This window comes from Burkholderia sp. YHN3-13 (assembly GCF_055810675.1).
On sequence record NZ_JBVVNQ010000005.1, the window covers coordinates 55,170 to 80,478 of the forward strand.

At 67.6% G+C, this 25,309-nt stretch carries 24 protein-coding genes; 15 read left to right on the forward strand and 9 right to left on the reverse strand.

Annotated elements, in window-relative coordinates; translation table 11 throughout:
* Positions 1 to 322: 322 nt before the first annotated feature.
* Together AC0KUR_RS14265 and AC0KUR_RS14270 are read left to right on the forward strand one after the other, a co-directional pair.
* Complete coding sequence (locus AC0KUR_RS14265; protein ID WP_034191345.1) at positions 323 to 1,870, forward strand: sensor domain-containing diguanylate cyclase; 1,548 nt, start codon at positions 323 to 325, stop codon at positions 1,868 to 1,870.
* Between the two features lie 263 nt (positions 1,871 to 2,133).
* Positions 2,134 to 2,409: a hypothetical protein gene (locus tag AC0KUR_RS14270; protein ID WP_034191344.1), complete on the forward strand. Its 276-nt coding sequence runs from the start codon at positions 2,134 to 2,136 to the stop codon at positions 2,407 to 2,409.
* Positions 2,410 to 2,617: 208 nt separating this feature from the next.
* On the opposite strand, the gene AC0KUR_RS14275 is transcribed toward AC0KUR_RS14270, so the two are convergent.
* Together AC0KUR_RS14275 and AC0KUR_RS14280 are read right to left on the reverse strand one after the other, a co-directional pair.
* Positions 2,618 to 3,673, reverse strand: a complete 1,056-nt coding sequence (locus AC0KUR_RS14275) for an aldo/keto reductase (RefSeq protein ID WP_034191343.1) — start codon at positions 3,671 to 3,673, stop codon at positions 2,618 to 2,620.
* A gap of 81 nt (positions 3,674 to 3,754) precedes the next feature.
* Entirely contained in the window at positions 3,755 to 4,336 is a 582-nt protein-coding gene (locus tag AC0KUR_RS14280; protein WP_034191342.1) for a flavodoxin family protein, read from the reverse strand.
* 118 nt (positions 4,337 to 4,454) lie between these two features.
* On the opposite strand from AC0KUR_RS14280, the gene AC0KUR_RS14285 reads away from it, so the two are divergent.
* Positions 4,455 to 5,360: a LysR family transcriptional regulator gene (locus tag AC0KUR_RS14285; protein WP_034191341.1), complete on the forward strand. Its 906-nt coding sequence runs from the start codon at positions 4,455 to 4,457 to the stop codon at positions 5,358 to 5,360.
* Positions 5,361 to 5,437: 77 nt separating this feature from the next.
* A complete protein-coding gene (locus AC0KUR_RS14290) occupies positions 5,438 to 6,472 on the forward strand; it encodes a succinylglutamate desuccinylase/aspartoacylase family protein (protein ID WP_034191340.1) in 1,035 nt (344 codons plus the stop codon).
* Between the two features lie 117 nt (positions 6,473 to 6,589).
* On the opposite strand, the gene AC0KUR_RS14295 is transcribed toward AC0KUR_RS14290, so the two are convergent.
* The 3 genes from AC0KUR_RS14295 to AC0KUR_RS14305 form a co-directional block, all read right to left on the reverse strand.
* Positions 6,590 to 7,528 carry a PLP-dependent cysteine synthase family protein gene (locus AC0KUR_RS14295; protein ID WP_124609849.1) on the reverse strand — a complete coding sequence of 313 codons (939 nt, stop codon included), beginning with the start codon at positions 7,526 to 7,528 and terminating at the stop codon, positions 6,590 to 6,592.
* Between the two features lie 47 nt (positions 7,529 to 7,575).
* The gene (locus tag AC0KUR_RS14300) at positions 7,576 to 7,983 is read right to left on the reverse strand and encodes an MAPEG family protein (RefSeq protein ID WP_124609827.1); all 408 of its coding nucleotides are present in this window, start codon (positions 7,981 to 7,983) and stop codon (positions 7,576 to 7,578) included.
* Between the two features lie 333 nt (positions 7,984 to 8,316).
* Positions 8,317 to 9,288: a GlxA family transcriptional regulator gene (locus AC0KUR_RS14305; protein ID WP_473376070.1), complete on the reverse strand. Its 972-nt coding sequence runs from the start codon at positions 9,286 to 9,288 to the stop codon at positions 8,317 to 8,319.
* Positions 9,289 to 9,400: 112 nt separating this feature from the next.
* Between AC0KUR_RS14305 and AC0KUR_RS14310 the strand changes: the two genes are divergently transcribed.
* From AC0KUR_RS14310 to AC0KUR_RS14320, 3 genes are all read left to right on the forward strand, one after another.
* Positions 9,401 to 10,117: a GNAT family N-acetyltransferase gene (locus AC0KUR_RS14310; protein WP_034191336.1), complete on the forward strand. Its 717-nt coding sequence runs from the start codon at positions 9,401 to 9,403 to the stop codon at positions 10,115 to 10,117.
* Between the two features lie 21 nt (positions 10,118 to 10,138).
* The gene (locus tag AC0KUR_RS14315) at positions 10,139 to 11,017 is read left to right on the forward strand and encodes an SDR family oxidoreductase (RefSeq protein ID WP_185732937.1); all 879 of its coding nucleotides are present in this window, start codon (positions 10,139 to 10,141) and stop codon (positions 11,015 to 11,017) included.
* 156 nt (positions 11,018 to 11,173) lie between these two features.
* Positions 11,174 to 12,097, forward strand: a complete 924-nt coding sequence (locus AC0KUR_RS14320) for a recombination-associated protein RdgC (protein WP_049030612.1) — start codon at positions 11,174 to 11,176, stop codon at positions 12,095 to 12,097.
* Positions 12,098 to 12,193: 96 nt separating this feature from the next.
* On the opposite strand, the gene AC0KUR_RS14325 is transcribed toward AC0KUR_RS14320, so the two are convergent.
* Together AC0KUR_RS14325 and AC0KUR_RS14330 are read right to left on the reverse strand one after the other, a co-directional pair.
* Complete coding sequence (locus AC0KUR_RS14325; protein ID WP_473376071.1) at positions 12,194 to 13,264, reverse strand: hypothetical protein; 1,071 nt, start codon at positions 13,262 to 13,264, stop codon at positions 12,194 to 12,196.
* Positions 13,265 to 13,520: 256 nt separating this feature from the next.
* On the reverse strand, positions 13,521 to 13,922 hold the full coding sequence (locus tag AC0KUR_RS14330) for a hypothetical protein (RefSeq protein WP_049030614.1): 402 nt from the start codon (positions 13,920 to 13,922) through the stop codon (positions 13,521 to 13,523).
* Positions 13,923 to 14,450: 528 nt separating this feature from the next.
* On the opposite strand from AC0KUR_RS14330, the gene AC0KUR_RS14335 reads away from it, so the two are divergent.
* Genes AC0KUR_RS14335 through AC0KUR_RS14360 form a run of 6 tightly spaced genes read left to right on the forward strand, consistent with a single transcriptional unit; the run spans position 14,451 to position 21,302 of the window.
* A complete protein-coding gene (locus tag AC0KUR_RS14335; protein WP_034191332.1) occupies positions 14,451 to 15,011 on the forward strand; it encodes a GNAT family N-acetyltransferase in 561 nt (186 codons plus the stop codon).
* A 58-nt stretch (positions 15,012 to 15,069) separates the two neighbouring features.
* Complete coding sequence (locus AC0KUR_RS14340) at positions 15,070 to 16,017, forward strand: ABC transporter substrate-binding protein (RefSeq protein WP_473376072.1); 948 nt, start codon at positions 15,070 to 15,072, stop codon at positions 16,015 to 16,017.
* A gap of 52 nt (positions 16,018 to 16,069) precedes the next feature.
* Positions 16,070 to 17,119: an LLM class flavin-dependent oxidoreductase gene (locus AC0KUR_RS14345; RefSeq protein ID WP_473376073.1), complete on the forward strand. Its 1,050-nt coding sequence runs from the start codon at positions 16,070 to 16,072 to the stop codon at positions 17,117 to 17,119.
* Positions 17,120 to 17,126: 7 nt separating this feature from the next.
* Entirely contained in the window at positions 17,127 to 18,479 is a 1,353-nt protein-coding gene (locus AC0KUR_RS14350) for an LLM class flavin-dependent oxidoreductase (protein WP_034191329.1), read from the forward strand.
* Between the two features lie 59 nt (positions 18,480 to 18,538).
* Positions 18,539 to 20,335, forward strand: a complete 1,797-nt coding sequence (locus AC0KUR_RS14355; RefSeq protein ID WP_082744612.1) for an amino acid ABC transporter permease/ATP-binding protein — start codon at positions 18,539 to 18,541, stop codon at positions 20,333 to 20,335.
* A 34-nt stretch (positions 20,336 to 20,369) separates the two neighbouring features.
* Complete coding sequence (locus AC0KUR_RS14360; RefSeq protein WP_059556561.1) at positions 20,370 to 21,302, forward strand: ABC transporter substrate-binding protein; 933 nt, start codon at positions 20,370 to 20,372, stop codon at positions 21,300 to 21,302.
* Positions 21,303 to 21,372: 70 nt separating this feature from the next.
* Here AC0KUR_RS14360 and AC0KUR_RS14365 read toward each other — a convergent pair whose 3' ends face one another.
* Together AC0KUR_RS14365 and AC0KUR_RS14370 are read right to left on the reverse strand one after the other, a co-directional pair.
* Positions 21,373 to 22,467, reverse strand: coding sequence for an LLM class flavin-dependent oxidoreductase (locus AC0KUR_RS14365; RefSeq protein ID WP_473376074.1), 1,095 nt, complete (start codon positions 22,465 to 22,467; stop codon positions 21,373 to 21,375).
* 61 nt (positions 22,468 to 22,528) lie between these two features.
* On the reverse strand, positions 22,529 to 23,476 hold the full coding sequence (locus tag AC0KUR_RS14370; RefSeq protein WP_034191326.1) for an ABC transporter substrate-binding protein: 948 nt from the start codon (positions 23,474 to 23,476) through the stop codon (positions 22,529 to 22,531).
* Between the two features lie 333 nt (positions 23,477 to 23,809).
* Between AC0KUR_RS14370 and AC0KUR_RS14375 the strand changes: the two genes are divergently transcribed.
* Positions 23,810 to 24,727 (forward strand): alpha/beta hydrolase family protein, encoded by a 918-nt coding sequence (locus AC0KUR_RS14375; protein ID WP_069704738.1) that lies wholly within the window; start codon positions 23,810 to 23,812, stop codon positions 24,725 to 24,727.
* Positions 24,724 to 25,155 carry a MarR family winged helix-turn-helix transcriptional regulator gene (locus AC0KUR_RS14380; protein WP_034191324.1) on the forward strand — a complete coding sequence of 144 codons (432 nt, stop codon included), beginning with the start codon at positions 24,724 to 24,726 and terminating at the stop codon, positions 25,153 to 25,155. Before AC0KUR_RS14375 ends, AC0KUR_RS14380 begins: the two co-directional genes overlap by 4 nt.
* The last annotated feature ends 154 nt before the right edge of the window (positions 25,156 to 25,309 follow it).

Sequence of the window (25,309 nt, forward strand, 5' to 3'; positions counted from 1 at the left end):
GCTGTGGCGGGCGGTCGCGGCGCACATTCGTCCGCGTCGACCGCGGGTTCGCTCCGGCCCCGGCCATCCTGGCGGCATGCGGCAAGCATGCGCGATGCATCGTTCCGCTCGCAGCGATGCGGCCCGCGCGCCGGCGAATGCGCAAGACTTTCGCAGGCAGCGCTGACGCCCCACCTCCGACGCGGTGCGCGGTGCTGCCGGCCGGCCCGCATCGCGCATTTTTCATGGTAATGTCGTGCGCATCCGGCACCGGCCGGTGCTTCCGCCACGTGCCGTGCGGGCACCGCCAGCCATCGCGACATCGTGTCGAGGTAAAAAGACCATGGCAGTCAGGACATCCCTCCTGAACTCCGTTCTCGCCACTCCTCCCTCCGGCAACCACCGCGTGACGGCCGCGCTGCGCCCGTCGATGCTCGTGACGTTGTTCGAGGACGTGCGCCCGATGGCGCTGTCCGGGCTCGCGAGCAGCTTCGTCGCGGCCGTCGCCCTGCTTCGGCTGCAGCAGCTCTGGTGCGTCGCCTGGCTCGTCGCCGACTTCGGCCTGCTCATCGCGCGGCTCGCGATCGCACGCGCGTACGCCGTGCGGCGCGATGCCGGCGACGACCGCGCCGAATACTGGGCGATGCGCTACGCGCCCGTCTCGCTCGTCGCGTGCTTCGTGCTCGGCCTCGGCGTGATGGGCTGCGTGCAGGCCGTCGACGTCGAGCTCGGCACGCTGTCGGTGATGGTCGCCGGCGGCGTGTTCGGCGGGATCGCGTCGCGCAATTCGGCGCTGCCGCGGCTCGCGATGACGCAGGTCACGCTCGGCGTGCTGCCGATCGGCGTCGGCGCCCTGCTCGCCCACCGGTCGGGCGCCTGGCTGCTGGTGCCGCCGCTCGTGATCTACCTCGCCGCGATGCGCACGGTCGTCCAGCGACACTACCGCGTGCTCGTCGCGCTGATCGCCGCACGCCAGCGCAACGCCGAACTCGTCGCGCGCTTCGACGCCGCGCTCACCTATATGCCGCACGGCCTGTGCATGATCGACGGCGACAGCCGCGTGATCGTCGCGAACCGGCGCACCGCGCAGCTGTTCGGATCGCCGCGCGAGATCATGCTCGATGCGCCGTTGCCCGACGTCGTTGCCGCGCTCGGCGCGAACGCCGTGGCCGATTCCGGCGCCGGCCTCGCCGCGCAGTGCAACGCGTGGCTGCGCCGCGCCGAACCGGAGCCGTTCGACATCGCGCTGGCCGATGGCCGCCAGCTCGAACTGACGCGCCATCGCGTGCCGGACGGCAATGCGGTGATCATCGTGGAGGATGTCACCGCGCGCCGCCAGACCGAACAACATATCCGCCACCTCGCGCGGCACGATGCGCTGACGGGTTTGCCGAACCGCCACGAACTGCATGCGGAGCTCACGCGGCGGCTCGCACGCCGGCCGCGCCTGCCGGGCCCTGCCTTCGCCGTCATGTATCTCGATCTCGACGGCTTCAAGGCGATCAACGACCGCTTCGGCCACCAGGCCGGCGACGAAGTGCTCACGCAGGTCGCCGAGCGGCTCGGCAAGACGCTGCCGCCCGGCGAGCTCGCGGCGCGCATCGGCGGCGACGAGTTCATCGTCGCGATCGACGACACGACGATGCAGGCGTGCTCGGTCCTCGCCGCGCGCATCATCCGGCAGGTCTCGGCGCCGTACGCGCTGTCGATCGGCGAGACCGTCTGCATCGGCATCAGCATCGGCATCGCGCTCGACGACGGGCACGGCTCGCCCGACGAACTGATCCGGCAAGCCGACAGCGCGCTGTACGACGCGAAGTCCGCCGGCAAGGGCATCTACTGCTTCTACTCGAGCGGCAGCCGCCGCGTGGTGCCGGCCGCCGCGAGCTGACCGGGCAGCGCCTGCGCCGCCCGCCGCCTCGCCGTCCTTTCCCTGCCCGTCGTATCGTCCCGATGAGTCAATTCCGAAACGCATGACGGGTTCGCGCGTGACGTCGCGCATTCGCGTGTCACGTGACATGTTCCGTAACATCGCCGCGTGCCGCGCATCACGTTGACGGCAGAAGCCGGCACGTTCGACGCAGTGCAAGGCTTTTCATGGTTGGCACCCTTATTGCTCCCTGTCAGGGAAACAGGTTGTCAGGGAGACCCAACATGAATACCGTCGAAGTCCTCAGCCGCAGCGAAACCATCGACGAACTGGATGTGATCGACGGCGCATCGCTGATCCGCCGACTCGTGTCCGAGCGCCGCATGCCGGCCGCGCGCGAAGCCGCCTGCGTCGACAATCCGCCGCTGACGCTGTACGGCGCGTTTCGCCAGGGCATCGCCGATCACGGCACGCGACGCGCGAATCCGTATCGCGCCGGCAGCCGTTTCTGGGCACTGTGGGAAGAAGGACGTCTCGAAGCTGAAACATCGGGCCGGTAAGCCGGTCGCACGCGCCGGCCCCTGTCGCGACAAGGGACCGGCGCGAAATTCGATGCCCGGATGCGGCCCGCCACGCGCCGCATGCATTCAACGCTGCAACATCCGCGCGATCTCGCGTTGCCGTTCTCGTCGATCGAAATGAACCTGTCGCGGTTGACGAAGCAACGAGGTCGCCTCGCCCGCTCGAACGCCCGCGAGGCGTGCCGGCTTATTTCGACGCGACGCCCGTAAAAGGCCGCGGCACCCTGCCCGCGTCCTGACGATCGATCATCCAGCCCGGATAGGCGGGCGGCAACGCGCTCACGGCGTCCAGGCCGGCCAGTTCATCCTCGGTCAGGACGACGTCGACCGCGCCGAGATTGTCTTCGAGCTGCTCGATCCGTTTGGCGCCGACGATGACGCTCGTGACATGCGGCTTCGCCAGCAACCAGGCCAGCGCGATCCGCGCGACCGAGACCCCGTGCGCGTCGGCGATCGAGCGCATCGCGGCGACGCACGGCCACGCGCGCTCGAGGTCGACCGGCGGAAAGTCGAAATGACTGCGTCGCGAGCCGTCCTCGGCGGACGCACCGGGACCGAACTTCCCCGACAGCAACCCGCCGGCAAGCGGCGACCAGACCAGCAACCCCATCTGCTCGTCGATCGCGAGCGGCACCAGTTCGCGCTCCACGTCGCGTCCGGCGATGGAATAGTAGGCCTGCAGCGTCTCGAAGCGCGTCGCATGGAGCCCCTGGCTCAGGCCAAGCGCCTTGCCGATTTTTCCCGCGCGCCAGTTGGAGACACCGACATGGCGAACCAGTCCCTGGCGCGTCAGATCGTCGAGCGCGCGCAACGTCTCCTCGACCGGCGTGACGGAATCGCTGGCGTGTATCTGGTAAAGATCGATGTGGTCGACCTGGAGGCGTTCCAGGCTGCGCTGCACGGCGTCCATGATGTGGCCGCGCGACGCGCCCTGGTCGTTGGGCTTCGGGCTCATCGCGCCGGCCGTCTTGGTCGCCAGCACGATCTCGTTGCGCGGGACGCCGATGTCCCGCAGCGCCTGTCCGACGAGGCGTTCGGACTGGCCGAACGAGTAGACGTCGGCGGTATCGATGAAGTTGATTCCCGCGTCCAGCCCACGGGCAATCAGCCGGGTCGCGTCGCGTTGATCCAGTGCGCCGATCGCCGCCCACATGCCGGCATCCGCATTGCCGCCCAGCGTCATCGTGCCGAGACACAGCTCCGAGACATACAGGCCGGTGCGGCCCAGTCGCTTGTATTTCATGGTCGTTTTCCTTCAGGATCGGCTGAAAAAACGCGGCGGCGTCCTGCCGGACGCACCGCGCATGCAAGGACTTCGGATGACTCAGCGCTGCCCGGTCCGAAACCGTCCGGCGATCGTCGCGACGCGCGCGCCGTAGCGGCGGGCGGTCTCGAGATCCCCCGGCGACATCTCGTCGGGCGACGCGTCGGCCGGCGTCTGCGCCATCGGCGCGATATAGGAGCCCATGCGGTTCAGGTCGTCACGTGCCGATGCCTTCAGGTTCGCCGGCTTGATGTCCATGCTCACCCAGATGCCGCCGTGCTGCCCGGCCAGCAGAACGAAGTATTCGAGCGTATTGAGCTTGTCGCCGTTGATGCTCGCGCTGTTGGTGAAGCCGCCGAAAATCTTGTCGCGCCACGCCCCGTCGAACCAGGCCTTCGACGACGCATCGGCGAACTTCTTGAACTGCCAGCTGGGGCCGCCCATGTAGGTCGGCGAGCCGAACAGGATCGCGTCGGCACCGGCCAGCGTGTCCCACGCGTCCTCCGCGATGTTGCCGTCGGCGTCGATCGCGACGAGTACGGCACCGGCGCCCTCGGCGACCGCCGCGGCCAGCCGTCGAGTATGGCCATAGCCGGAGTGGTAGACCACGGCCGTCCTGGCCGGAGAAACGTGTTGCGTCATGGTGGTGCCCTTCCATCGAGGTCGTCGTCGGGTGACGACGTCGGAAAGCACTCTACTGAGTCGCAACTGAGTTATAAATGATGGCCGATTGAACGTTCTGTTACTCCGTGAGTGAACAATGCAAAACCTCGATGCGCTGTTGATCTTTGCGCGTGTCGCCGAAATGACGAGCTTCACGCGGGCGGCCGAAAGTCTCGGCATCCAGAAAGGCCGTGTCTCGATGGTGATCCGTCAACTCGAGCGCGACGTCGGCGTGGCGCTGCTGCATCGAACCACGCGCAGCGTGCAGCTGACCGACGACGGCCGCGCGTTCTATTCGCGCGCACGGGACCTGCTGGCCGACGTCCAGGAGCTGCAATCGATGTTCGCCGCCGACGGCGCCCGCCTGCGGGGAAGGTTGCGCGTCGACATGCCGACCGAGCTGGCGCGCAGCGTCGTGGTTCCCGCGCTCCCGCAACTGATGGCGGCACACCCGGAGCTGGAACTGGAGCTGTCGAGCACCGATCGGCGCGTCGATCTCGTGCAGGAAGGATTCGATTGCGTGATCCGCCTGGGTCCGATCGTCGACGAGACGCTGATCGCCCGTCCGTTGGGCCGGCTGCGCATGATCAATGCGGCAAGTCCCGGTTATCTGGCGCGGTATGGCGTACCGCATACGCTCGACGACCTGCTCCGCGACGGCCACCGGATGGTCCAGTACTCACTGACGCTCGGCGCCCGGCATGCCGGCTGGGAATATCCGAGCGGCGACGGTTATGCGACGCTTGCGCTGCCGAGCGCGATGCAGGTCAACAACGTGCAGACCTATCATGCGGCCGGGCTTGCCGGCATCGGGTTGATCCAGGCCGGTTATTCAGGGGTCGCGACTCACGTCGCCAGCGGCGCGCTGGTGGAAGTGCTGCCCGACCTGCGGCCGGAACCGCTCGCCGCGTCGCTCGTCGTGGCCCATCGGCGCAATCTGTCGCCGCGCGTCCGGGCGTTCATGGATTGGATCGAACGGGTACTGGCGCCGTATTTCGATTGAGGGCACGTGGAGGTTCGGCGCGGCACACCGCCGTTTCCCGATAAGATGGCAGATTCCGTTCATCGAACGAAGCTGCCATGACCGCCTCCTCTTCACACCGCAATCCCATTCACTGCGAAATCGATCTCGACGCGCAAGGCAAGCACGCGGGCTACCTGCGGCTGCCGCATTCCGTGCACCGCTCGGCATACGGCTGGCTGCCGATCCCGATCGCGTCGATCCGCAACGGCGACGGCCCGGTCGCGCTCGTGATGGCCGGCAATCACGGCGATGAATACGAAGGCCAGATCATCGTGTCGCAACTGATGCGCGAGATCGAACCCGAGATGGTGAGCGGGCAACTGATCCTGCTGCCGATGGCGAATTTCCCGGCGGCCGATGCCGGCCTGCGCGTGTCGCCGCTCGACGAAGGCAACCTGAACCGCAGCTTCCCCGGCGACCCGACCGGCACGCCGACGCAGATGATCGCCCACTACATCGAGCATGCGCTGCTGTCGCGCGCGCAGTACCTGGTCGACCTGCATTCGGGCGGCAGCTCGCTGCTGTACCAGGGCGGCAACATGCTCGCGATCGATCCGCTCGACGCCGACGAGGCCGCGAAGCTCAACGGGCTGCTGGTCGCGTTCGGGTTGCAGAATGCGCTGCTGCATGCGCCGAATCCCGTGCATTCGGCGTCGGCCGCGCGCCGGCAAGGCGCGATCTCGATCGTGACCGAACTCGGCGGCGCCGGCATGGCCGATCCGTCGCTGATCCGGCTCGGCCGCCACGGGCTGCTGCATTACCTCGGTTATATCGGCCTGCTGCACGGCGCGCTCGTGCCCGACGCGCCGCCGACCGTCACGCGCTTCATGCGTGTCGACGGCGATCGTCATTTCGTCTATGCGTACGAGCGCGGGCTGTATGAGCCGCTCGTCGAACTCGGCGACCAGGTGAAGGCCGGGCAGCCGGCGGCATGGGTGCATTTCCCCGATACGCCGTTGCGCGAACCGGTGCTGCACCGGTTCAAGGGCGATGGCGAGGTGGTGTGCAAGCGCGTGCCCGCACAGGTGCAGCGGGGGGATTGCATGTTTCAGCTGGCGGAGTTGTCGACGCCGCCGCGTGTCGTCGAGTGATCGACGCGACGGGCGCCCGGGGAAGTCGCGGATACCGGATGGCCTGCCCGCGACCCGCGCCGCGAATGCGGGCGGTTGCCGCCCGGTGCAAAACGATGCGGCGCCGATGCATGGCCGTCAGGCGAGCGTTTGCGCGAACGACTTCAGGTACTTCATGCCCGTGTCGCACATGATCGTCACGATCGTGGCGTCCGGGCCGAGCCGTTCGGCAACGCGCAATGCGCCGGTTACGTTGGCGCCGGTCGACGTACCGCAGAACAGCCCCTCCTCGGCGGCCAGCCGGAACGCCATCGCTTTCGCGTCCTCCGTGGACACCCGCTCGAGTTCGTCGGCGATGCCGTCGCGCCAAAGCGGCACGACATAACCCGCGCCGATCCCGTCGATCTTGTGCGCCCCGGTCGCCCCGCCCGACAGCACCGCGGATTCGGCCGGCTCCACGCCGGCGATCCGAATGCGTGCATCGTGTTCGCGCAAGCGCCGCGAAATCCCGCGCAGCGACGCAGCCGTACCGACACTCTGGACGAAGCCGTCGAGACGCCCGCCGGTCTGTTCCCAGATCTCGTCGGCCATCTTCGTATAGGCATCGAGCTGATCGGTATTTTCCATCTGCGCAGTGATGTATGCGCCCGTCTCGCCGGCAATTCGATGCGCTTCGCGAATCATGTCCTTCGTCAACTTCTCGGTTTGCCTGCCGTTGTCGCTGGGAACGAGCGTCAGCTTCGCGCCGAGCAGACGCATGTGATCCAGTTTCTCCCTCGAGAACGCGTCCGATGACACCAGATGGAGCGGATGCCGCTTGACGGCGCACACCAGCGCAAGCGATACGCCCGTGCTGCCGCCGGTGTATTCGACCACCGCGCCGCCGGGCTTCAAGCGCCCATCGCGTTCGGGCGCTTCGATCATCTCGAGCGCGATCCGGTCCTTCATGCTGCCGGTCGGATTCTGACTTTCCAGCTTGACGAAAAGGCGCGCGCCGTTCTTTGGAACAACGTTGCGCAACGGGACGAGTGACGTGTTGCCAATCGTGTCGAGGAGATTGCTCGGCGTCGATTTCATGGTGACCTCTGAAAGAAGCGAACGGGTAAAACGCAAACAGGCGGCGGTTAGCTCGCGTGTCCGAGCAACACCACGGCGAACGTGAGCGTCGCCGCGAAGCCGGCCAGGAAAGCGATCGTGCGCACGACAGGAATGCCTGCGGCGTAGACGACGTAATGAATCAGCCGAGCGCCCAGATAGAGCCTGGCCGAGAACACCGTCGCCGGGCTGCTCGCCCCCGTCATCGCGCACATCAGCACGAGCGGGGCGAACACGGCGAGATTCTCGATCGCGTTCGCATGCGCGCGCCGTGCACGTTCTGCCCACGGCGGACCGGGCGGAGCGGACGGGTCGGGATTGTTCAAGGCCGCCATCAGGCCATGCGTCGTGATTCTGGCCAGCATGTAGGGGATCCACATCAGCAGCGTCGCGATCGCAGTAAGCGTCAGCAGGTGGAGTTCGGGCGAGCGTGTCATCGGATGGGCCCTGTCGGACTGAAGGTGCAGGACAGATCTGCGGTTGCCGGAAATGCTTCGCAGTCTAGACGCGCGACGAGGCCCTCGCCATAGTCATAAATGACATTAATAGCGACAATCGCGACATCCCGTCGATATGGAATTCACCCGTCTTTTTGATCGGGACGATGCATCGGCGAAACGTCGCGCAAACGGCCACGCGTCGCCCATCGGATTCATTCAGGCCGTACGCGACACCAGCTTGCCCGGGACCGGGCCCAGTGCGACATGACCGCGCAGGATTTATTCAGGATTGCTTTCGAGATTGATCCAGCCTTCGTCGACGCCTCACGGTCAACGACCCAGCCGGCTGTTGGCCCGGATCTCCCGCACCCCACGGCCGAGCCTGCGGCGCAACAACGCCCGCAACGTCGCCGCATCCGCATAGCCGACCTCGCTTGCGATCCTTTCCAGGTCGTAACCCATCGACACGAGATGCTGCGCCCGTTCGATCCGGAGATCCTGGAAAAACGCCAGGGGCGACTTCCCGAGTACCGCCTCGGTACGGCGCTGCAACGTGCGCGGCCCGACGGCCAGGGCGGCGGCGGCCGTCTGAAGCGAAAAACCCACGGAAAGATTCTCGCGAGCCCATCGCTCGAATCGAGCGACCAGCGGATCCGCGTGCGCAAGGTAATCCGGAATGACGTATTCGGCCTGTGACGAACGCTTGTCGATCAGCATGAAACGCGCAACGAGCGTGGCCAGTTCGGGACTCGCTTGACGCAGCAACCACAGCGCAAGGTCGAGATGCCCCATTGCCGATCCTGCCGTCACCAGACGATCCGCAGCGACGACCATGCGCGAATCGTTCAGGTCCACGGCCGGATAACGTTGACGAAAGAACGGCGAGAGCGACCAGGTGGTCGTCGCCTCGCGATGATCCAGAAGCCCGGCTTCCGCCAGCACGAACGTACCGATGCAAGCGGCGGCGACGCCGACGCCATCGGCATGCCACGCCCGAAGGTGCGCCATTGCATCGCGCACATCCGGACGCTCCAGTGCCTCGATCAGGCGCTCCGGCTGTCTGATGCCAGGCGCGGGCACGACCACCCAGTCGACGTGGCGTACGCTGCTTGCCGGCTCCGCCAGCATGGACAGTCCGTGCGCGGTCCGGACGCGTCTGCGTACGCCCACTACCCCGACGTCGAAGGGCGGCACGGCAAAGCCCCGGGCAGCAGCCAGTTCATTGGCCATCGCGAAGGTATCCAGCAGCACCGTAAGGCCGGTGTCGAATAGCCCTTCAAGGGCCAGAATGGATAATCTCATGTCGTAAACACATCCATTAATGTCATTTACGACTATAGCCCGCTTTCCGGGGAAAACCTAGACTGCACAGCATTGCAGCGAAGATTCCAGCTGCCTGGCAAAGGGGAAAAGCATGAGCGGTTCGGAACCTGTCGGCCTCGACCATCCCGTCTGGTTGGCCCTCACGACGAAGCAGGCGCACCTCGGACAAGGTGACGCGCTCGCGCGTCGATACCATCCCGATGTGGCGCCTTTTGCCGCGCTGGCCGCCGAAACGCCCGCCGCATACCGGGCGCTCCAAGCCCTCTTACGGCCTCGCGAGCAACTCGCCTTGCTATCCGTCGAACCGATTGGCCCGGTCGACGGACTTCAAACAGAGCAGGCGGGCGTGATCCATCAAATGGTCGCCTCGCCTCTCGATGCGGGAATGAGCGATAACGAGGCAATCGTTCGGTTAGGCGCCGCCGACGCGAACGATATGCTCGAACTGGCCCGGAGAACCAAGCCGGGACCTTTCGGCAAGCGGACCGTCGCAACGGGCAATTACATCGGCATTCGCGAACGGGGGCGTCTTGTTGCAATGGCCGGCGAACGCATGCGCATCGACGGATACGTCGAGATCAGCGCCGTTTGCGTGGATGACGCGCATCGCGGCAACGGACATGCCGGGCGGCTCGTGAACGTCTTGCGACGGGAAATCGGGCAGCGCGGCGAAACACCGTTTCTGCACGTATTCAGCGACAACGTTTCCGCGATTCGGCTGTATGAGGGCCTGGGGTTCCAATTACGTCGCACGTTTCATCTCAACCGCATCGGACAGGCTCACGCCGATTCGGTTGCGGCTCTCTAACCTTGCTGGAAAACACTCGACATGTCCAAAACCATTCTGATCACCGGCGCCAGCAGCGGCTTCGGCCGCGATACGGCGGAGACGCTCTCGGCGGCCGGGCACCGCGTATTCGCGTCGATGCGCGACATCGCCGGCCGCAATCGGCCGCATGCCGACGCCCTTCGGGCAACAGGCGTGCACGTCGTCGAACTCGACGTGACGGACGACGCGTCCGTCGAGCGCGCCGTCGCTTCCGTGCTGGACGATGCCGGGCATCTCGACGTCCTGGTCAACAACGCCGGTATCGGATCGGCGGGTATTTCCGAGGCGTTCACGACGAAGCAGGTACAGGCACTCTTCGACGTGAATGTATTCGGCATCCAGCGAACGTCGCGGGCAGTACTTCCGACTTTCAGGAAACAGGGCGAAGGCCTGATCGTGAACATCGGCTCGATACTCGGCCGCGTGACGTTTCCGTTCTTCGGTCTCTATGGCGCATCGAAGTTCGCGCTTGAAGCGCTGACCGACAGCTATCGTTACGAGTTGTCGACGTTGGGCATCGACGTCGTTCTCGTTCAACCCAGCAACTATCCGACGAATATCTTCGCGAGCGCGCAACGGCCCTCCGACGCCGCGCGCGCCCCCGGCTACGGTGAAGTCGGTGCGATTCCGGACAAGATGGTGGAGACCCTGATGACGCTGTTCGCGAGCGACGACGCGCCGAATCCGCACGACGTCGCCGAAGCGATCGTGCAGTTGGTCGAACAAGCAAACGGTACGCGCCCACCGCGTTGGGTCGTCGGACAGTCATTCGGTACGGACGCCCTCAATGCCCAATCGGCCTCGATTCAGGCGCAGGTGCTCGACGGCCTCGGACTGGCGCACCTCGCCGAGCCGAAAAGACGATCCGCGGCGGCTTGAGGGTGCGGCCGACGCAGAAGCCCATATCGCCCAGCGGCACTGCCCCCGTCAGCTTCGCGCCGGCCGACGGCCGTCATTTCCGTCGAGGGCGATGACGGCTACTCACTGCTGAAGCCGTCCCTGTCATATAGAATGACGCGCTTTGCCCGTACACCTATGTGGTTCAAGAACCTTCAGCTTCATCGTCTTCCGGCGCCCTGGGCCGTTACCCCCGATCAGATGGAAAAATGGCTGGCGCCCCACGCGTTCCAGCCGGCCAACAGCCTCGAGATGCAGCGCCACGGCTGGGCGTCGCCGCGTGACGACGGCGCGCTCGTGTATTCGATCAACCGGCAGATGCTGCTGGTGTTTCGCGCCGAAAAGAAGCTGCTCCCGGCATCCGTCGTCAACCAGGTGACCAAGGCGCGGGCGCTTGAAGTCGAGGAACAGCAGGGCTTCAAGGTCGGGCGAAAGCAGATGCGCGAACTCAAGGAGCAGGTCACCGACGAGCTGCTGCCGCGCGCGTTCACCATTCGCCGCGACACCCGCGTGTGGATCGATACGGCGAACGGCTGGCTCGTCATCGATGCGGCAGCACAGGCGCTCGCCGACGACGTGCGCGGCCTGCTCGTCAAATCGATCGATCAGTTGCCGCTCGCCGGCGTTCAGGTGGCGCTGTCGCCGGTCGCCGCGATGACGGATTGGCTGCTGTCGGGGGACGCGCCGGGCGGATTCACCGTGGACCAGGACGCCGAGCTGCGCTCGACCGGCGAAGGCGGCGCCACCGTGCGATACGTCGGCCACGCGCTGGAAACGAACGACATGCGCCGGCACATCGAGGCCGGCAAGCAGTGCATGCGCCTCGCGATGACCTGGAACGACAGGATCTCGTTCGTGCTGACACCGTCGCTGACGATCAAGCGTGTCACGCCGCTCGACGTGATCAAGGAAGCCGCGGATCCCACTGCCCAGAACGACGACGAACGCTTCGACTCGGACGTCGCGCTGATGACCGGTGAACTCGCGCGGATGTTGACCGATCTCGTCGATATCCTGGGTGGCGATCAGCAGGACGCGATTCAGCGGGCGGCCGCGGCCTGAACGCCGTCGCGGGGCGACGCTCGTCGGCCGCGCGCCGAAGCAGCCGCCGGCCGGCGTCGGCGCCGCTGCGATTGCGGGTTGCCCGCACGCCGGCCGTCAATCGGACGACGCCGGCGACGTGTTTCCCTGCGGCGCACCGCACTGATGACAATGCGGGAAGAAATAGAAATTCCGGCCGCCGCATCCGCATACGTTGAAGAGCCGCAATCCGCAATGCACGCAGAACGTGGCATCGTCGCCGCCGAGATTCCATTGCTTGTCGCATGACGGGCAGCGCTTTTTCTCGAGCGAGCGAACGGCCTTTTCGTATCCGATCGTCCGTGCACGTTCCCCCTGGTCCTGCTGCAGTTCGAGCCGCTTGCGTTCGGCATAACGCTGAAAGGCCTTCATCATGTAGAGACCGGCGAATACCGTGAGCACAATGCCGACCAGGACCCGGACGTAGTCACCGAAATTCGGCAGGTACGGGACCAGTTCGATGAAAAACGCGCTCAGCGCGAACAGGCCGAAACCATAGACGAAAGGCCAATAGCGCGCGTTGCGGTAGCGGATGAACAACCCGATCGCGATCAGCAGGATCGGCAGCGTCAGCGCCAGCCGCAGTCCGAACACCTGCAACTCGTAATGCCGGGTCGCCGCGTCGAAGCGCTTTTCGGCGGCGGCGTCCGCGTCGGCGATCTGCGTGTCGACTTCAGTCTGCCGCGATGCCAGTGCCCGTTGCTGGTCGCCGATCGCGTCGATCTGATGCTGCCAGTTGGTCACCACCGCCTGGAGCGTATCGAGCTTGCGGGTTCTCGCCAGAATGTCCGGGTCCCTCGCACTGTCTCCCGTCGCCGAGCGGGTTGCCAGCCAGTTGCGGAAGCTTTCCTTCTCGGCCGCGTACGCCTTCGCGGCGCGGCCGCGCGCCACTTCCATCGTGCTCGCCTGCTCGGCGAGCGCGTCGCGCCGGGCCTGCAGATCGCGCCGCGCCGCGTCCAGTCGCGCTTTCGTCGGCGCATCGGCGAATTGCTCGATGACGGGCGGCCCGCCGCTCGGGGCGAACGCCATGTCGCGAATCACGAGACTGCCGAGCATGTTCAGAAAAACGGCGAAGACGATTGCAATCACCCATGAAGCGAGTCGCAGCAGCCGCGCTGGACGGGTCAGGCCATCGCTCGAAATCCTCATTGTTTTGCCCTTGTTGGAATGGTCATGACCGGATTTGAGTCAGCCCTTTCGGCTGCGCCGGTATTGCCGCCACGTCTTGACAGGGACGGACGGCACGCGCGCTGGCCGATCATCCGCGCGCGACGGCCATTGAAGAATATCGCATGTTCAAGCGGCCCCTGAACGCCGTTCGGACCGGCACGGCAGCCAGGTACCCGTGTCGTCAGGTCGGCGCCGCTCCGCTCGACCGGGCAGGTTCGGCATGCCGGCGCGCAAGCTATCCGAAAACGCGCGCCCAAATCGCACGAAGGCGTCGCGCGCGGTCTTCGAGGAGATAGGAGGCTGCCAGCGCCAAGAGCCCTGAAATGACGCCCGTCAGGATGTGCTCGACATAGGGGATGCGGTAGTGACTCGTGTGCGAATACGCGTCGCCCAGCGTCGTCAGGATGCCGACGACCAGCGCGTTGCCGAATCGGTGCGCGTAGAGTTTCGCCGCGGGCGTGAAAGTCAGGAGGACGGCCAGGAGTCCGGTAAGCAGGCCGGTATGAAAGGCAATGGTCCAGTGGGCAACGCTCATGATATTGCCCCAGCTTCCCGGCATGCAGGTCATGCATGCGCTGGTCGGCTGCCAGAAACGCTGCGCAAACAGTCTGACGCGGTGCTTCCACTCGGATGCCATGATGCATTCCCGTCAATGCCGTTGTCCCGGCCCACGCCAACACACGTATCGTCGAAACGGTTTGTTGACCTTCAAAGAGCTTGCCGCCCTCGTCACGGATGGGTTGGCCGTGCGCCGTAGAAGCCGGGCGATAGCGGGAGCATGGGGCAATACTACCGGCAAGATCGGCGCCCGGAAAGCCGATCGCGGCGAAACGCCACCTGCTCCTGTCGGCAAATCCCCCGCTTTCCTGTTCGTCGGTCACCCGCCAAACGGGCGTGGCTTCGCGCAGTACCCGGTTGCCCCACCCCACGCCGGTTGCGAGCCTTCTGACGCCGCCTGCGAAATCCTTATCGAAATTGCTTCGTTCGCCTTTGCCCGTCCCGCCGCTAACGTGTTCGAAACGGCGGCGGCGCGCCCCCGGCATCGCAGGATGCGCAGCAACCGCCGCCATCACGACAACCGCGCCGCGATAACGGAACAGACCGGACGGGCCGCGTGCCCGCACCCCGCCAGGAACGTCCGCATCGCGCGCCCTTCGCGATGCCCATGGCCACGAACGACCGCATCATCGACACGACGCCGCTCGACGTCCGCGCGCAACCGCTGATCGACGCGCTGATCGACGAGTATTCGACCCGTTACGACGCATACCGCCCGGACAGCCGCGCGTCCGCGCGCGACGAACTCGCGCGCTACCCGGCCGACCTGTTCGCGCCGCCCGAAGGCGCATTCGTCCTGCTGCTGCGCGACGGCGAGACGATCGGCGGCGGCGCGTTCAAGCGCTACGACGCGCAGACCGCCGAACTCAAACGCATCTGGACGCGCACCGACCTGCGCCGCCAAGGCCTCGCGCGACGCATCGTCGAAGCGCTCGAACTGCGCGCCGCGCGGCAGGGCTACCGCCGCCTCTACCTGACCACCGGCTTTCGCCAGCCCGAAGCGTGGGCGCTGTACGACCGCACCGGCTATACGCGGCTGTTCGATGCGTCGATCGACCCGGAAGCGTATTTCCACCTGCGCTTCGGCAAGGATCTCGTCGATCCGTCGCGCACCTCGACGCTCGCCGACCTGTGGGCGCCCGTGCCCGAACCGGTGCTGCCGCGCTGACGGCGCCGCGCCGGACACCTCATTTCTCGCCTTCCGCCTTCCACCACAGGACGTTTTCATGCACCGAGCCGTACCGCTTTCTTCCCGCACCGTGCGCACGCTGGCCGCCGCGCTGATCGGCCTCACCGCCTTCGCTGCCGCGGCAGCCGCCGCGACGTTCGACCTGAGCCCCGAGCAGCGCGGCCGTCCGCGCGGCACGGCCGACGCGGCGGTCGAGCGCGCGGTGCCCGCGTCGTTCAAGTTCGCGGAGCCCGGCACGCTGACGATCGGCATCGCGCCGAGCCTGCCGCCGATCAGCTCGTATGCGACCGACGCGCGCACGGTGATCGGCTTCGACGCCGACATCGGCCAGCTCGTGTCCGACAGCCTCGGCCGCAAGCTGAAGATCGTCGCGCTGGCGTGGGCCGACTGGCCGCTCGCGCTCGAATCGGGGAAAGTCGACGCGGTGATCTCGAACGTGACCGTCACCGAGGAACGCAAGCAGAAGCTCGATTTCTCGACGTATCGCAAGGATCAGGTCGGCTTCTGCGTGCGCAACGACAGCAAGATCCAGGCGATCCGCGAGCCGAAGGACGTCGCCGGCCTGCGCATCGTGACCGACGCCGGCACCAACCAGGAAAAGATCCTGCTCGCCTGGGATCGCGAGAACGTCGCGCACGGGCTGAAACCGGTGCAGATCCAGTACTACGACGACCAGGCGATGCGCATCGTCGCCGTGCAGTCGGGCCGGGCCGATGCGGTGTTCAGCGTGAACTCGGTGCTCGCGTACCAGAGCGCGCAGCAAGGCAAGACGCGGCTCGTCGGCGCGATCAGCGGCGGCTGGCCGCGTACGGCCGACATCGCGATCGCGACGCGTCGCGGCAGCGGCCTCGCCGATCCGCTGACCGTCGCGCTGAACGGGCTGATCAAGAACGGCCGCTACCAGCAGGTGCTCGACCGCTGGAACCTCGCGTCCGAAGCGATCGATCAGTCACGCACGAATCCGCCGGGGCTGCCGAAGAGCTGAACGCCGCGCGCCACCGTCGCCCATCCACGCTCACGCAGGAACGCCGCCCATCATGTCTTATTCGCTTTCGCTGCTGGACAAGAGTCCGATCGCCGACGGCGCGACCGCCGCCGACGCGCTGCGCTTCACCACCACACTCGCGCGGCGCGCCGAACAGCTCGGCTACGCGCGTTTCTGGGTCGCCGAGCATCACGGCACACCGGGCTTCGCGAGCTCGGCACCGGAAATCGTCGTCGCGCACCTGCTCGCGCATACGTCCCGGATCCGGATCGGCTCGGGCGGCGTGATGCTGCAGCACTACAGCCCGTTCAAGGTCGCCGAGACGTTCAAGCTGCTGGCCGCGCTCGCGCCCGGCCGCGTCGATCTCGGCATCGGCAAGGCGCCTGGTGGCCTGCCGCTGACCACACGCGCGCTGCAGTGGTTTCACGACAAGGCGCGCAAGCCCGACTTCGCGGGCCAGCTCGCGGAGCTCGACGCGTTTCTCGGCTGGGGCGTCGCCGAAGATCATCCGCTCGCCGGCGCGGTCGCGATGCCGGTGGCGCCGCAGCCGCCCGAGCGCATCCTGCTCGGCGGTTCGCCGGAAAGCGGTGCGCTTGCCGCGCGCAATGGCTGGCGCTTCTGCTACGCGGGCCATTTCAAGGGCGACGATGCGAATCTCGAACGCTCGCTCGACGCATACCGCGGCGCGGGCGGCACGAAGCCGCTCGTCGCGCTGTATGCGGTCGCCGCGTCGACGCGCGACGAAGCCGAGCAACTGATCGGGCCGCTGAAGATCTTCAAGCTGCAGTTCGCGGGCGGGCAGAGCTTCAACCTCGCCAGCGCGCAGGCGGCCGCCGAATTCGCGCGGCAAAGCGGCGCGTCCGACTACCGGATCGACGAACTGCGCCCGACCGTGCTGGCCGATACGCCCGAGCGCATCCACCGCGCGCTCGACGCGTTGAGCCGGCGGCTCGACGTCGATGCATTCGTGATCGATTCGCCGGTGACCGACTACGCGGCGCGGCTCGCGTCGGCCGAATGGCTCGGCGGCGCGCTGTCGGCCACCCCGTTGCAGGCGGCCCTCGCGGCCGACCGCGACCTCTCCCCTGACCAGAACGCGTGACGCTCCCATGACGACCCGACGATCGATCCCCTTCGGCCTGATGCTGCAAGGCGCAGGCAGCCACATGAACGCATGGCGGCATCCGAGCAACCCGCCGGACGCGAGCATCAACCTCGACTTCGCGATCGGCGTCGCGCGCAAGGCGGAAGCCGCCGGCATCGCGTTCGCGTTCGTCGCGGACGGCCTCTACATCAACGAAAAGTCGATCCCGCACTTCCTGAACCGCTTCGAGCCGCTGACCGTGTTGTCGGCGCTGGCGGTCGCGACGAAGAAGATCGGGCTCGCGGGCACGATCTCGACGTCGTACAGCGAGCCGTTCACGGTCGCGCGCCAGCTCGCGTCGCTCGATGCGATCAGCGGCGGCCGCGCGGGCTGGAACGTCGTGACGACGCCGCTCGAAGGCACCGCGAGGAATTTCGGCAAGGCGCATCCCGATCACGAACTGCGCTACGAGATCGCCGACGAATACCTCGACGTCGTGCAGGGCCTGTGGGACAGCTGGGACGACGACGCATTCGTGCGCGACCGCGCGACCGGCCGTTTCTTCGATCGCGACAAGCTCCACACGCTCAACCACCACGGCCGCTTCTTCCAGGTCGCGGGGCCGCTGAACATCCAGCGCTCGCCACAGGGGCAGCCGGTGATCTTCCAGGCCGGCTCGTCCGACACCGGGATCGGACTCGCGGGCAAGTACGCGGACGCCGTGTTCACGCATTCGCCGTCGATCGAGGAAACGGCCGCGTTCACGCGGCGCGTGAAGCAGAGCGCGATCGAGCACGGGCGGCAAGCCGGCGACGTGAAGATCTTCCCCGGCGTCGGGCCGATCGTCGGCCGCACGGCCGCCGAGGCGGAAGACAAATACCAGGCGATCCGCGACCTGCTGACGATCGACGAGGCGCTCGCGTACCTCGGCCGCTATTTCGATCACCACGACTTCACGCAGTACGCGCTCGACGCGCCGTTCCCGGAACTCGGCGACCTCGGCCGCAACAGCTTCCGCTCGACCACCGACCGGATCAAGGCCGACGCGAAGCGGAAAGGCCTGTCGCTGCGCGAAACCGCGCTCGCGGTCGCCACGCCGCGCCCGAACTTCATCGGCACGGCCGAGCATGTCGCCGACGAACTGATCCGCTGGCACGATGCGGGCGCCGGCGACGGCTTCATCCTCGGTTTTCCGGTGCAGGCGCAGGGCGTCGACGATTTCGTCGAACTCGTGATTCCGGTGCTCGAGGCGCGCGGCCGCTACAGCCGCGACCTGCCCGGCGCGACGCTGCGCGACCACCTCGGCCTGCCGCGCAAGGCTAGCCGCCATGCGGCGCCCGGCGCGCCGCACGAAACGGCGGCCGAAGCGCACGCCTGACGCCGCCGCGCCGCCCGTGCGCGGCGCGCCTGCCCAACGACTCGAGGATTTCCAACGACATGAGCGACACGACCCATCTCGGCGGCGCACTGCCGCCGCTCTCTTCCCCCGGCGCGCGCGACGCCGGCACGCGTTTGCGGATCGTGCCCGCGCGCCACCGGTCGCGCACGGCCGGCACCGTGCTCGCGCTGGTGCTGATCGCGATCGCGCTGCATTCGATACTCGGCAATCCGCAATGGGGCTGGCCGGTGTTCGCCGAATGGTTCCTGTCGCCGCCGGTGCTGTCGGGGCTCGCGCGCACGCTGCTGCTGACGCTGCTGGGTGCGGTGTTCGGCTTCGCGCTCGGCGCGTTCGTCGCGCTGGCCCGGCTGTCGCGTTCGCGCCTGCTGTCCGCCAGCGCCTGGACCTTCGTGTGGCTGTTCCGCTCGATTCCGCTGATCGTGCTGCTGCTGATCCTGAACAACCTCGGCTACCTGTACGAACACGTGCGGCTCGGCGTGCCGTTCACCGACATCGTGTGGTTCGAGGCGCCGACCACCGACCTGATCAGCCCGTTCCTCGCGGCCGTGCTCGGCCTCACGCTGAACCACGCGGCCTTTTCCGCGGAAGTGATACGCGGCGGCATTCTCGCGGTCGACCAGGGGCAGCTCGAGGCAGCGGCCGCGCTCGGGCTGCCGCGCGGCCGCCAGACCACACGGATCGTGCTGCCGCAGGCGATGCGCGCGATCCTGCCGACCGCGTTCAACGACCTGATCTCGCTCGCGAAAGGCACGTCGATGGTGTACGTGCTCGCGATGCCGGAGCTGTTCTACACGGTGCAGGTGATCTACCGCCGCAATCTCGAAGTGATTCCGCTGCTGATGGTCGCGACCGTCTGGTACCTGATCATCCTGACCGTGCTGTCGGCGATCCAGGTGCAGGTCGAGCGGCACTATGCGCGCGGTGCGCTGCGCAATCCGCCGCCGTCCGTGCTCACGTTCGCGCTCGCGCGCATCGGCGTGCTGTGGCGGCGTGCCGCGGCGCGCCGCGCGGCGGCGATCGCGCCGGCCGCAAGCGATACCCGCGACGATGCCGCTGCCGACGCCGCGCCGCGCACCGGCGGCGAAGTGGCCGTGCACGGTGTATCGAAGCAGTTCGGCATGCAGCGCGTGCTCGACAACGTGTCGTTCGTCGCGCCGCGCGGCAGCGTGACCGCGATCGTCGGGCCGTCCGGCTCAGGCAAGTCGACGCTGTTGCGCACGATCAACCATCTCGAACGCGTCGACGACGGCTACATCGACATCGACGGCGAACTGATCGGCTATCGCCGCGACGGCGACGTGCTCCACGAGCTGAAGGAGCGCGATGTGCTGAAGCGGCGCACGGCCGTCGGCATGGTGTTCCAGAACTTCAACCTGTTCCCGCACCTGACGGTGCTCGAGAACCTGATCGAAGCGCCGGTTGCTGTCGGCGGCGTCACGCGCGACGATGCCGAACGCACCGCGCGCACGCTGCTCGCGCGCGTCGGCCTCGCCGACAAGGCCGACGCGTACCCGCGCCAGTTGTCGGGCGGCCAGCAGCAGCGCGTCGCGATCGCGCGGGCGCTCGCGTTGCGTCCGAAGGTGCTGCTGTTCGACGAACCGACGTCGGCGCTCGATCCCGAACTCGTCAACGAAGTGCTCGACGTGATCAAGGAACTCGCACGCTCGGGCACGACGCTCGTGATCGTCACGCACGAGATCGGCTTCGCGCGCGAAGTCGCCGACAACGTGCTGTTCATGGAGCGCGGGCGCATCGTCGAGGCCGGACCGCCGGCCGCCGTGCTCGATGCGCCGGCCCATCCGCGCACACGCGCGTTCCTGTCGCGGGTGCTGTGATGCGCGCCGCGTCCCCCCTGCAAGGAGCCGCACGATGACCGACCGGCGCCAGTTCATCACCGCCGCGCTGGCCGCGGCGACCGTCCTGCCGTGGCAGGCCGCGCACGCGGCGGCGGCCACCGCCGATCTCGACCCGCGCCAGGCCGGCCGCCTGCGCGCGGACCGCGACGACGCGGCGATCCGCGCGGCGGCCGCCTACCGCTGGGTGCGCGACGGCGCATTCACGGTCGCGATTTCGCCGCACGCGCCGCCCGTGTCGACCTACGCGACCGACGCGCGCACCGTGGTCGGCGCCGATCCCGATTACGCGCAGCTCGTCGCCGACGCGCTCGGCCGCACGCTCGTGCTGGTGCCGATCGCCTGGGCCGACTGGCCGCTCGGGCTGACGTCCGGCAAGTACGACGCGGTGATCTCGAATGTGGGCGTGACCGAGAAGCGCAAGGAGAAATACGACTTCACGACCTACCGGCTCGGGCTGCACGGCTTCTACGTGCGCACCGGCAGCCCGATCGCGAAGATCGCCGAGCCGAAGGACGTCGCGGGCCTGCGGATCATCACCGGCGCCGGCACGAGCCAGGAGCGCATCCTGCTCGAATGGAGCAAGCGCAACGTCGCGCAGGGGCTGAAGCCGGCCGAACTGCTCTACTTCGACGACGATGCGACGGCGCGCGTCGCGCTGCTGTCGGGCCGCGCCGATGCGGAGCTGAACCCGAACGCGTCGCTCGCGTACGAGGCCGCGCGCAGCGGCAAGATCCGCCGCGTCGGCGTTGTCAATGCGGGCTGGCCGGCCAATGCCGATGTCGCGATCGCGACGCGTCGCGGCAGCGGGCTCGCACCGGCGCTGACGCTCGCGACGAATGCGCTGATCGGCAGCGGTCGTTACGGGCAGGCGCTCGCGCGTTGGGGGTTGCAGAGCGAGGCGATCGCGCGCGCGGAAACCAATCCGCCGGGGTTGCCGTCGTTCTGAACCGCCCATGCAATCGCCCCGGCATGCCGCGAGGGACCTGCCGGGGCGATTCGACGTGCGGGCTGTTCGTCTATGCCGGCACGGCTGCCTGATGCCGGTCGAGTTCCGCAACATGCGCGTGAATCGCCGGAATCAGGTCGCGCCCGTAGGCCAGCGCATCGTCGAGCGGATCGAACCCGCGAATCAGGAACGTCGACACGCCGAGCCGGTAATACGCGCCCAGCGCCCGCGCGACCTGTTCCGGCGTGCCGACCAGCGCGGTCGAATTCCAGCGCGCGCCGGTCAGGTTCGCGACCCCCATCCACAACCGCTCGTCGAGCACGTCGCCCTGTGCGGCCGCTGCCATCAGCCGCTGCGAGCCCGCATTCTGCGGCGCATGCCCGGCAATCGGCTGGCCGTTCGCGACCCGCGCCGCGCGCACGCGCGCGCGGATCGCCTCGGCCTTCTCCCAGGCGGCCGCCTCGGTATCGGCAACGATCGGCCGGAACGACACGCTGATACGCGGCGCACGCCCGAACGGCGCGGCGGCGGCCCGCACGCGCGCGATCTGCTCGCGCACCGCTTCGAGCGGCTCGCCCCAGGTCATGTAGACGTCCGCATGCTCGCCCGCGACCGCCAGCGCGGCCGGCGACGACCCGCCGAAATAGATCGGCACATGCGGCCGCTGCGTGCCCTTCACGAGCGGCGACGCGCCGCGCAGCCGGTAGAACGTGCCGTCGTGATCGACCGGCGCGTCGGCCAGCCAGATCCGCTTCAGCACGTCGAGATATTCGCCGGTGCGGCGGTAGCGCGCATCGTGCGGCACGAAATCGCCGTCGCGCTGCAGGTCCGCGTCGTCGCCGCCCGACACGACATTCAGCGCCAGCCGGCCGCCGCTGAACACGTCGAGCGTCGCGATCTGCCGCGCGGCGGCCGACGGCACGATCACGCCCGGCCGATGCGCGAGCAGGATGCGGATGCGCTCGGTCGCGGCGGCCGCGAACGACGCGACGACGAAGCCGTCCGCCGCGTTGCTGAAATGGCCGACCAGGATCTGGTCGAAGCCGGCCGCCTCGTGCGCCTGCGCGAAGCGGCGCACGTAATCGGGCTGGACGGCCGCGCCGCCCGGTACGTCGACCTCCGCGCCGGGCGTCGCGGTGATCATGCCGATGATGTCGACTGGCATGTCGGAATGTCCTTGGGTGGATCGATCGGGAATCGGGAAAATCGCCGGAATGGCCGCACGGTCACTGCGCGGCGGCCGTCTTCTGCGCGGGCACCGCGAATGCGCCCGCATACGAGCGGTCGAGCAGTTTCGACGTGTCGTACGCGACCGGAATCACGCCGGCCTTGTGCAGGAAGTCGGCGGTATTCTGCGCGTCCTTCGCGGCCGTTTCGTCGACCGGGCCGACGCGCTGCTTCGCGTTGTTCAGCCAGCGGTACGCGACGTCCGGTTCGAGCTTCGCGCGCTTGGCCCACAGGTCCGCGTACTCGCGCGGATGGCTGTCGACCCACTGACGCGCGGCCACCACGCGCCGCAGGAAGTCGGTGATCTCGGCGCGCTTGCCCGATGCGGCCTGCTCGTTCGCGGCGACGAAACTCAGCGCGGGCATCAACCCCTGCGCGGTCGTCACCGTCCGCGCGCCTTGCCGCAGCGCGAGGGTGCTGACGAACGGCTCCCACAGCGACACGGCGTCGACCGAGCCGTTCGCGAGCGCGTTGGTCGCATCGATCGGCATCAGGTACGCGTACTTGACCGAATCGGCGCGCAGGCCCGCGTGTTCGAGCGCGCGCAGCACGAGCTGCTGGCTCCACGCGCCGCGCCAGACGGCGATGGTCTTGCCCTGCAGGTCGGCCACGGTGCGCACGGGCGAATCCTTCGGCACGAGGATCGCGACGCCGTCGAGGCTTTGCCGCGATACCGCGACGACCTTGACCGGCGCGCCGCGCGCGGCCAGCGTCAGCAGCGCGGAATCGCCGAGGAAGCCGACGTCGATCGCATTGCCGTTCAGGCTTTCGGCGACGGGAGCGGCGGCCTGGAAGTGCTTCCACTCGATCGTGTAAGGCAGGTCCTTCAGCACGCCGGACGCCTCCATCGACGCCTGGATGTTGAAGTAGTTCTGTTCACCGACGCGCAGCGTGACGGTGTCCTTGGCAAAGCCCGGCTGGGCGGCAAGCGCCAGCAAGAGCGCCATGACGATTCGGCTCGACAACGTGATCTCCCGGAAGGTTGGCAGGCGGCCCCGCGAAGGCGGCGCCGCGTCGTCCGCCGAGTGCAACGACAGGCGGACCGGATGAAACCGGTGACGATACGTCGATCTGCTTTATGAGACAAACGCAATATTCTGCTTTGTAAAGATGCAAATATTTTATGAAGCGAGCGCAATCGCACCGGGCTCGCCACGGACCGGCGCCGTCCGCCGTCCGCCGTCCGCAGTTCGAATGATTACTCGATAGATATTTCGTGCGCGAAATAAATCCAGGACTATATTTCGTATGCGAAACAACTACCCGGAACGAGCACGGCCATGACCTCCCAACCCATCGAGTTTTCCGCCGCCGACGGCTACACGCTGCGCGGCACGCTGTGGTCGCCGGACGCCGCGCCGCGCGCGCTGGTGCTGATCCATCCGGCAACGGCCGTGCCCGAACGGCTGTATGCGGGCTTCGCGCGCTTCCTGACCGAACGCGGCTTCGCGGCGCTGACCTACAACTACCGCGGCATCGGCGCGTCGCGGCCCGCGCGCCTGGCCGCGCTGCGCTCGCGCATGCGCGACTGGATGGAGCTCGACGTCGGCGCCGCGACCGCATGGGCGCGGCAGGCGTACGAAGGTCTGCCGCTGCTGGCGGTCGGCCACAGTGTCGGCGGGCATGCGATCGGACTGTCCGCCGCGACGCCGCACCTGCGCGCGGCGGTGCTCGTCGCCGCGCATGCGGGCAGCACGCGGCTGATCGCGCGGGCGGCCGAACGCGTGAAGGTGCGGCTGATCCTGCGCGTGCTCGGCCCGCTGACGTCCATGTTGCTCGGCTACGTACCCGGCAAGCGGCTCGGGCTCGGCGAGGATCTGCCGGCCGGCGTGTTCCGCGAATGGAGCCGCTGGACGACGCTGCCGCATTATTTCTTCGACGATCCGACGCTCGGCGCGGCCGAGCGCTTCTCGAAGCAACGGTTGCCGATTCTCGCGCTCGGCTTCGACGACGATCCGTGGGCGAACCCGGCCGCGATCGGCCTGCTGGTAAGCTATCTGACCCGCGCACAGGTCGAACGCCGCCAGATCGATCCGCACGCGGCGGGCAGCGGCCCGGTCGGGCACATGGGCTTCTTTCGCAGCCGGCCCGGCACCGTGCTGTGGCCCGACGTGGCCGACTGGCTCGCGCGGGCACTCGACATGCCGCGCACCGCGGGCCGTCCCTCCCTTTCCATTGCAGCCGGGAACCCAGCTTGAGCGAAGACCGACGACTCTTTTTCATGTTGAACATCGGCCAGCGGCGCGTGCAGCGCTGGATCGACCGCAAGGCCGAAACCGAGACGCGCGCGAGCGCCGCGCAGGCCGGCGCGCTGTTCTGTCTCGCGAAGCAGGACGGCGCGCTGATCGGCGAAGTCGGCGCCGCGCTGCAACTCGCGCCGTCCGCGATGACGGGCCTCGCCGACCGCATGGCAAAGGCCGGCCTCATCGCGCGTCACGCCGACTCGGACGACGGCCGCGCAACGCGGCTGTACCTGACCGACGACGGCCACGCAGCGCTCAAGCGCGCGCGCGTGCTGCTGCGCGAACTGAACGGCAAGCTGTGCGACGGGTTTTCCGACGACGAACTCGATGTCGTCGCCCGCTGGCTGCACGCGTTGCAGGACCGGTTTCCGGCCGAGCGCTGAACGGCGCGCTCCCCGTCCGTCACCGGGCCGCACCGGCATCAATCGAAGCAATTGCGATTCGCGTTATCGATTCGATTTCCATGCCGTCGCGACGGCAAATTTTGCGTGGCCGGCACACACCGCCGGCAACGCTTTCCGGCTACTTACTGTTACA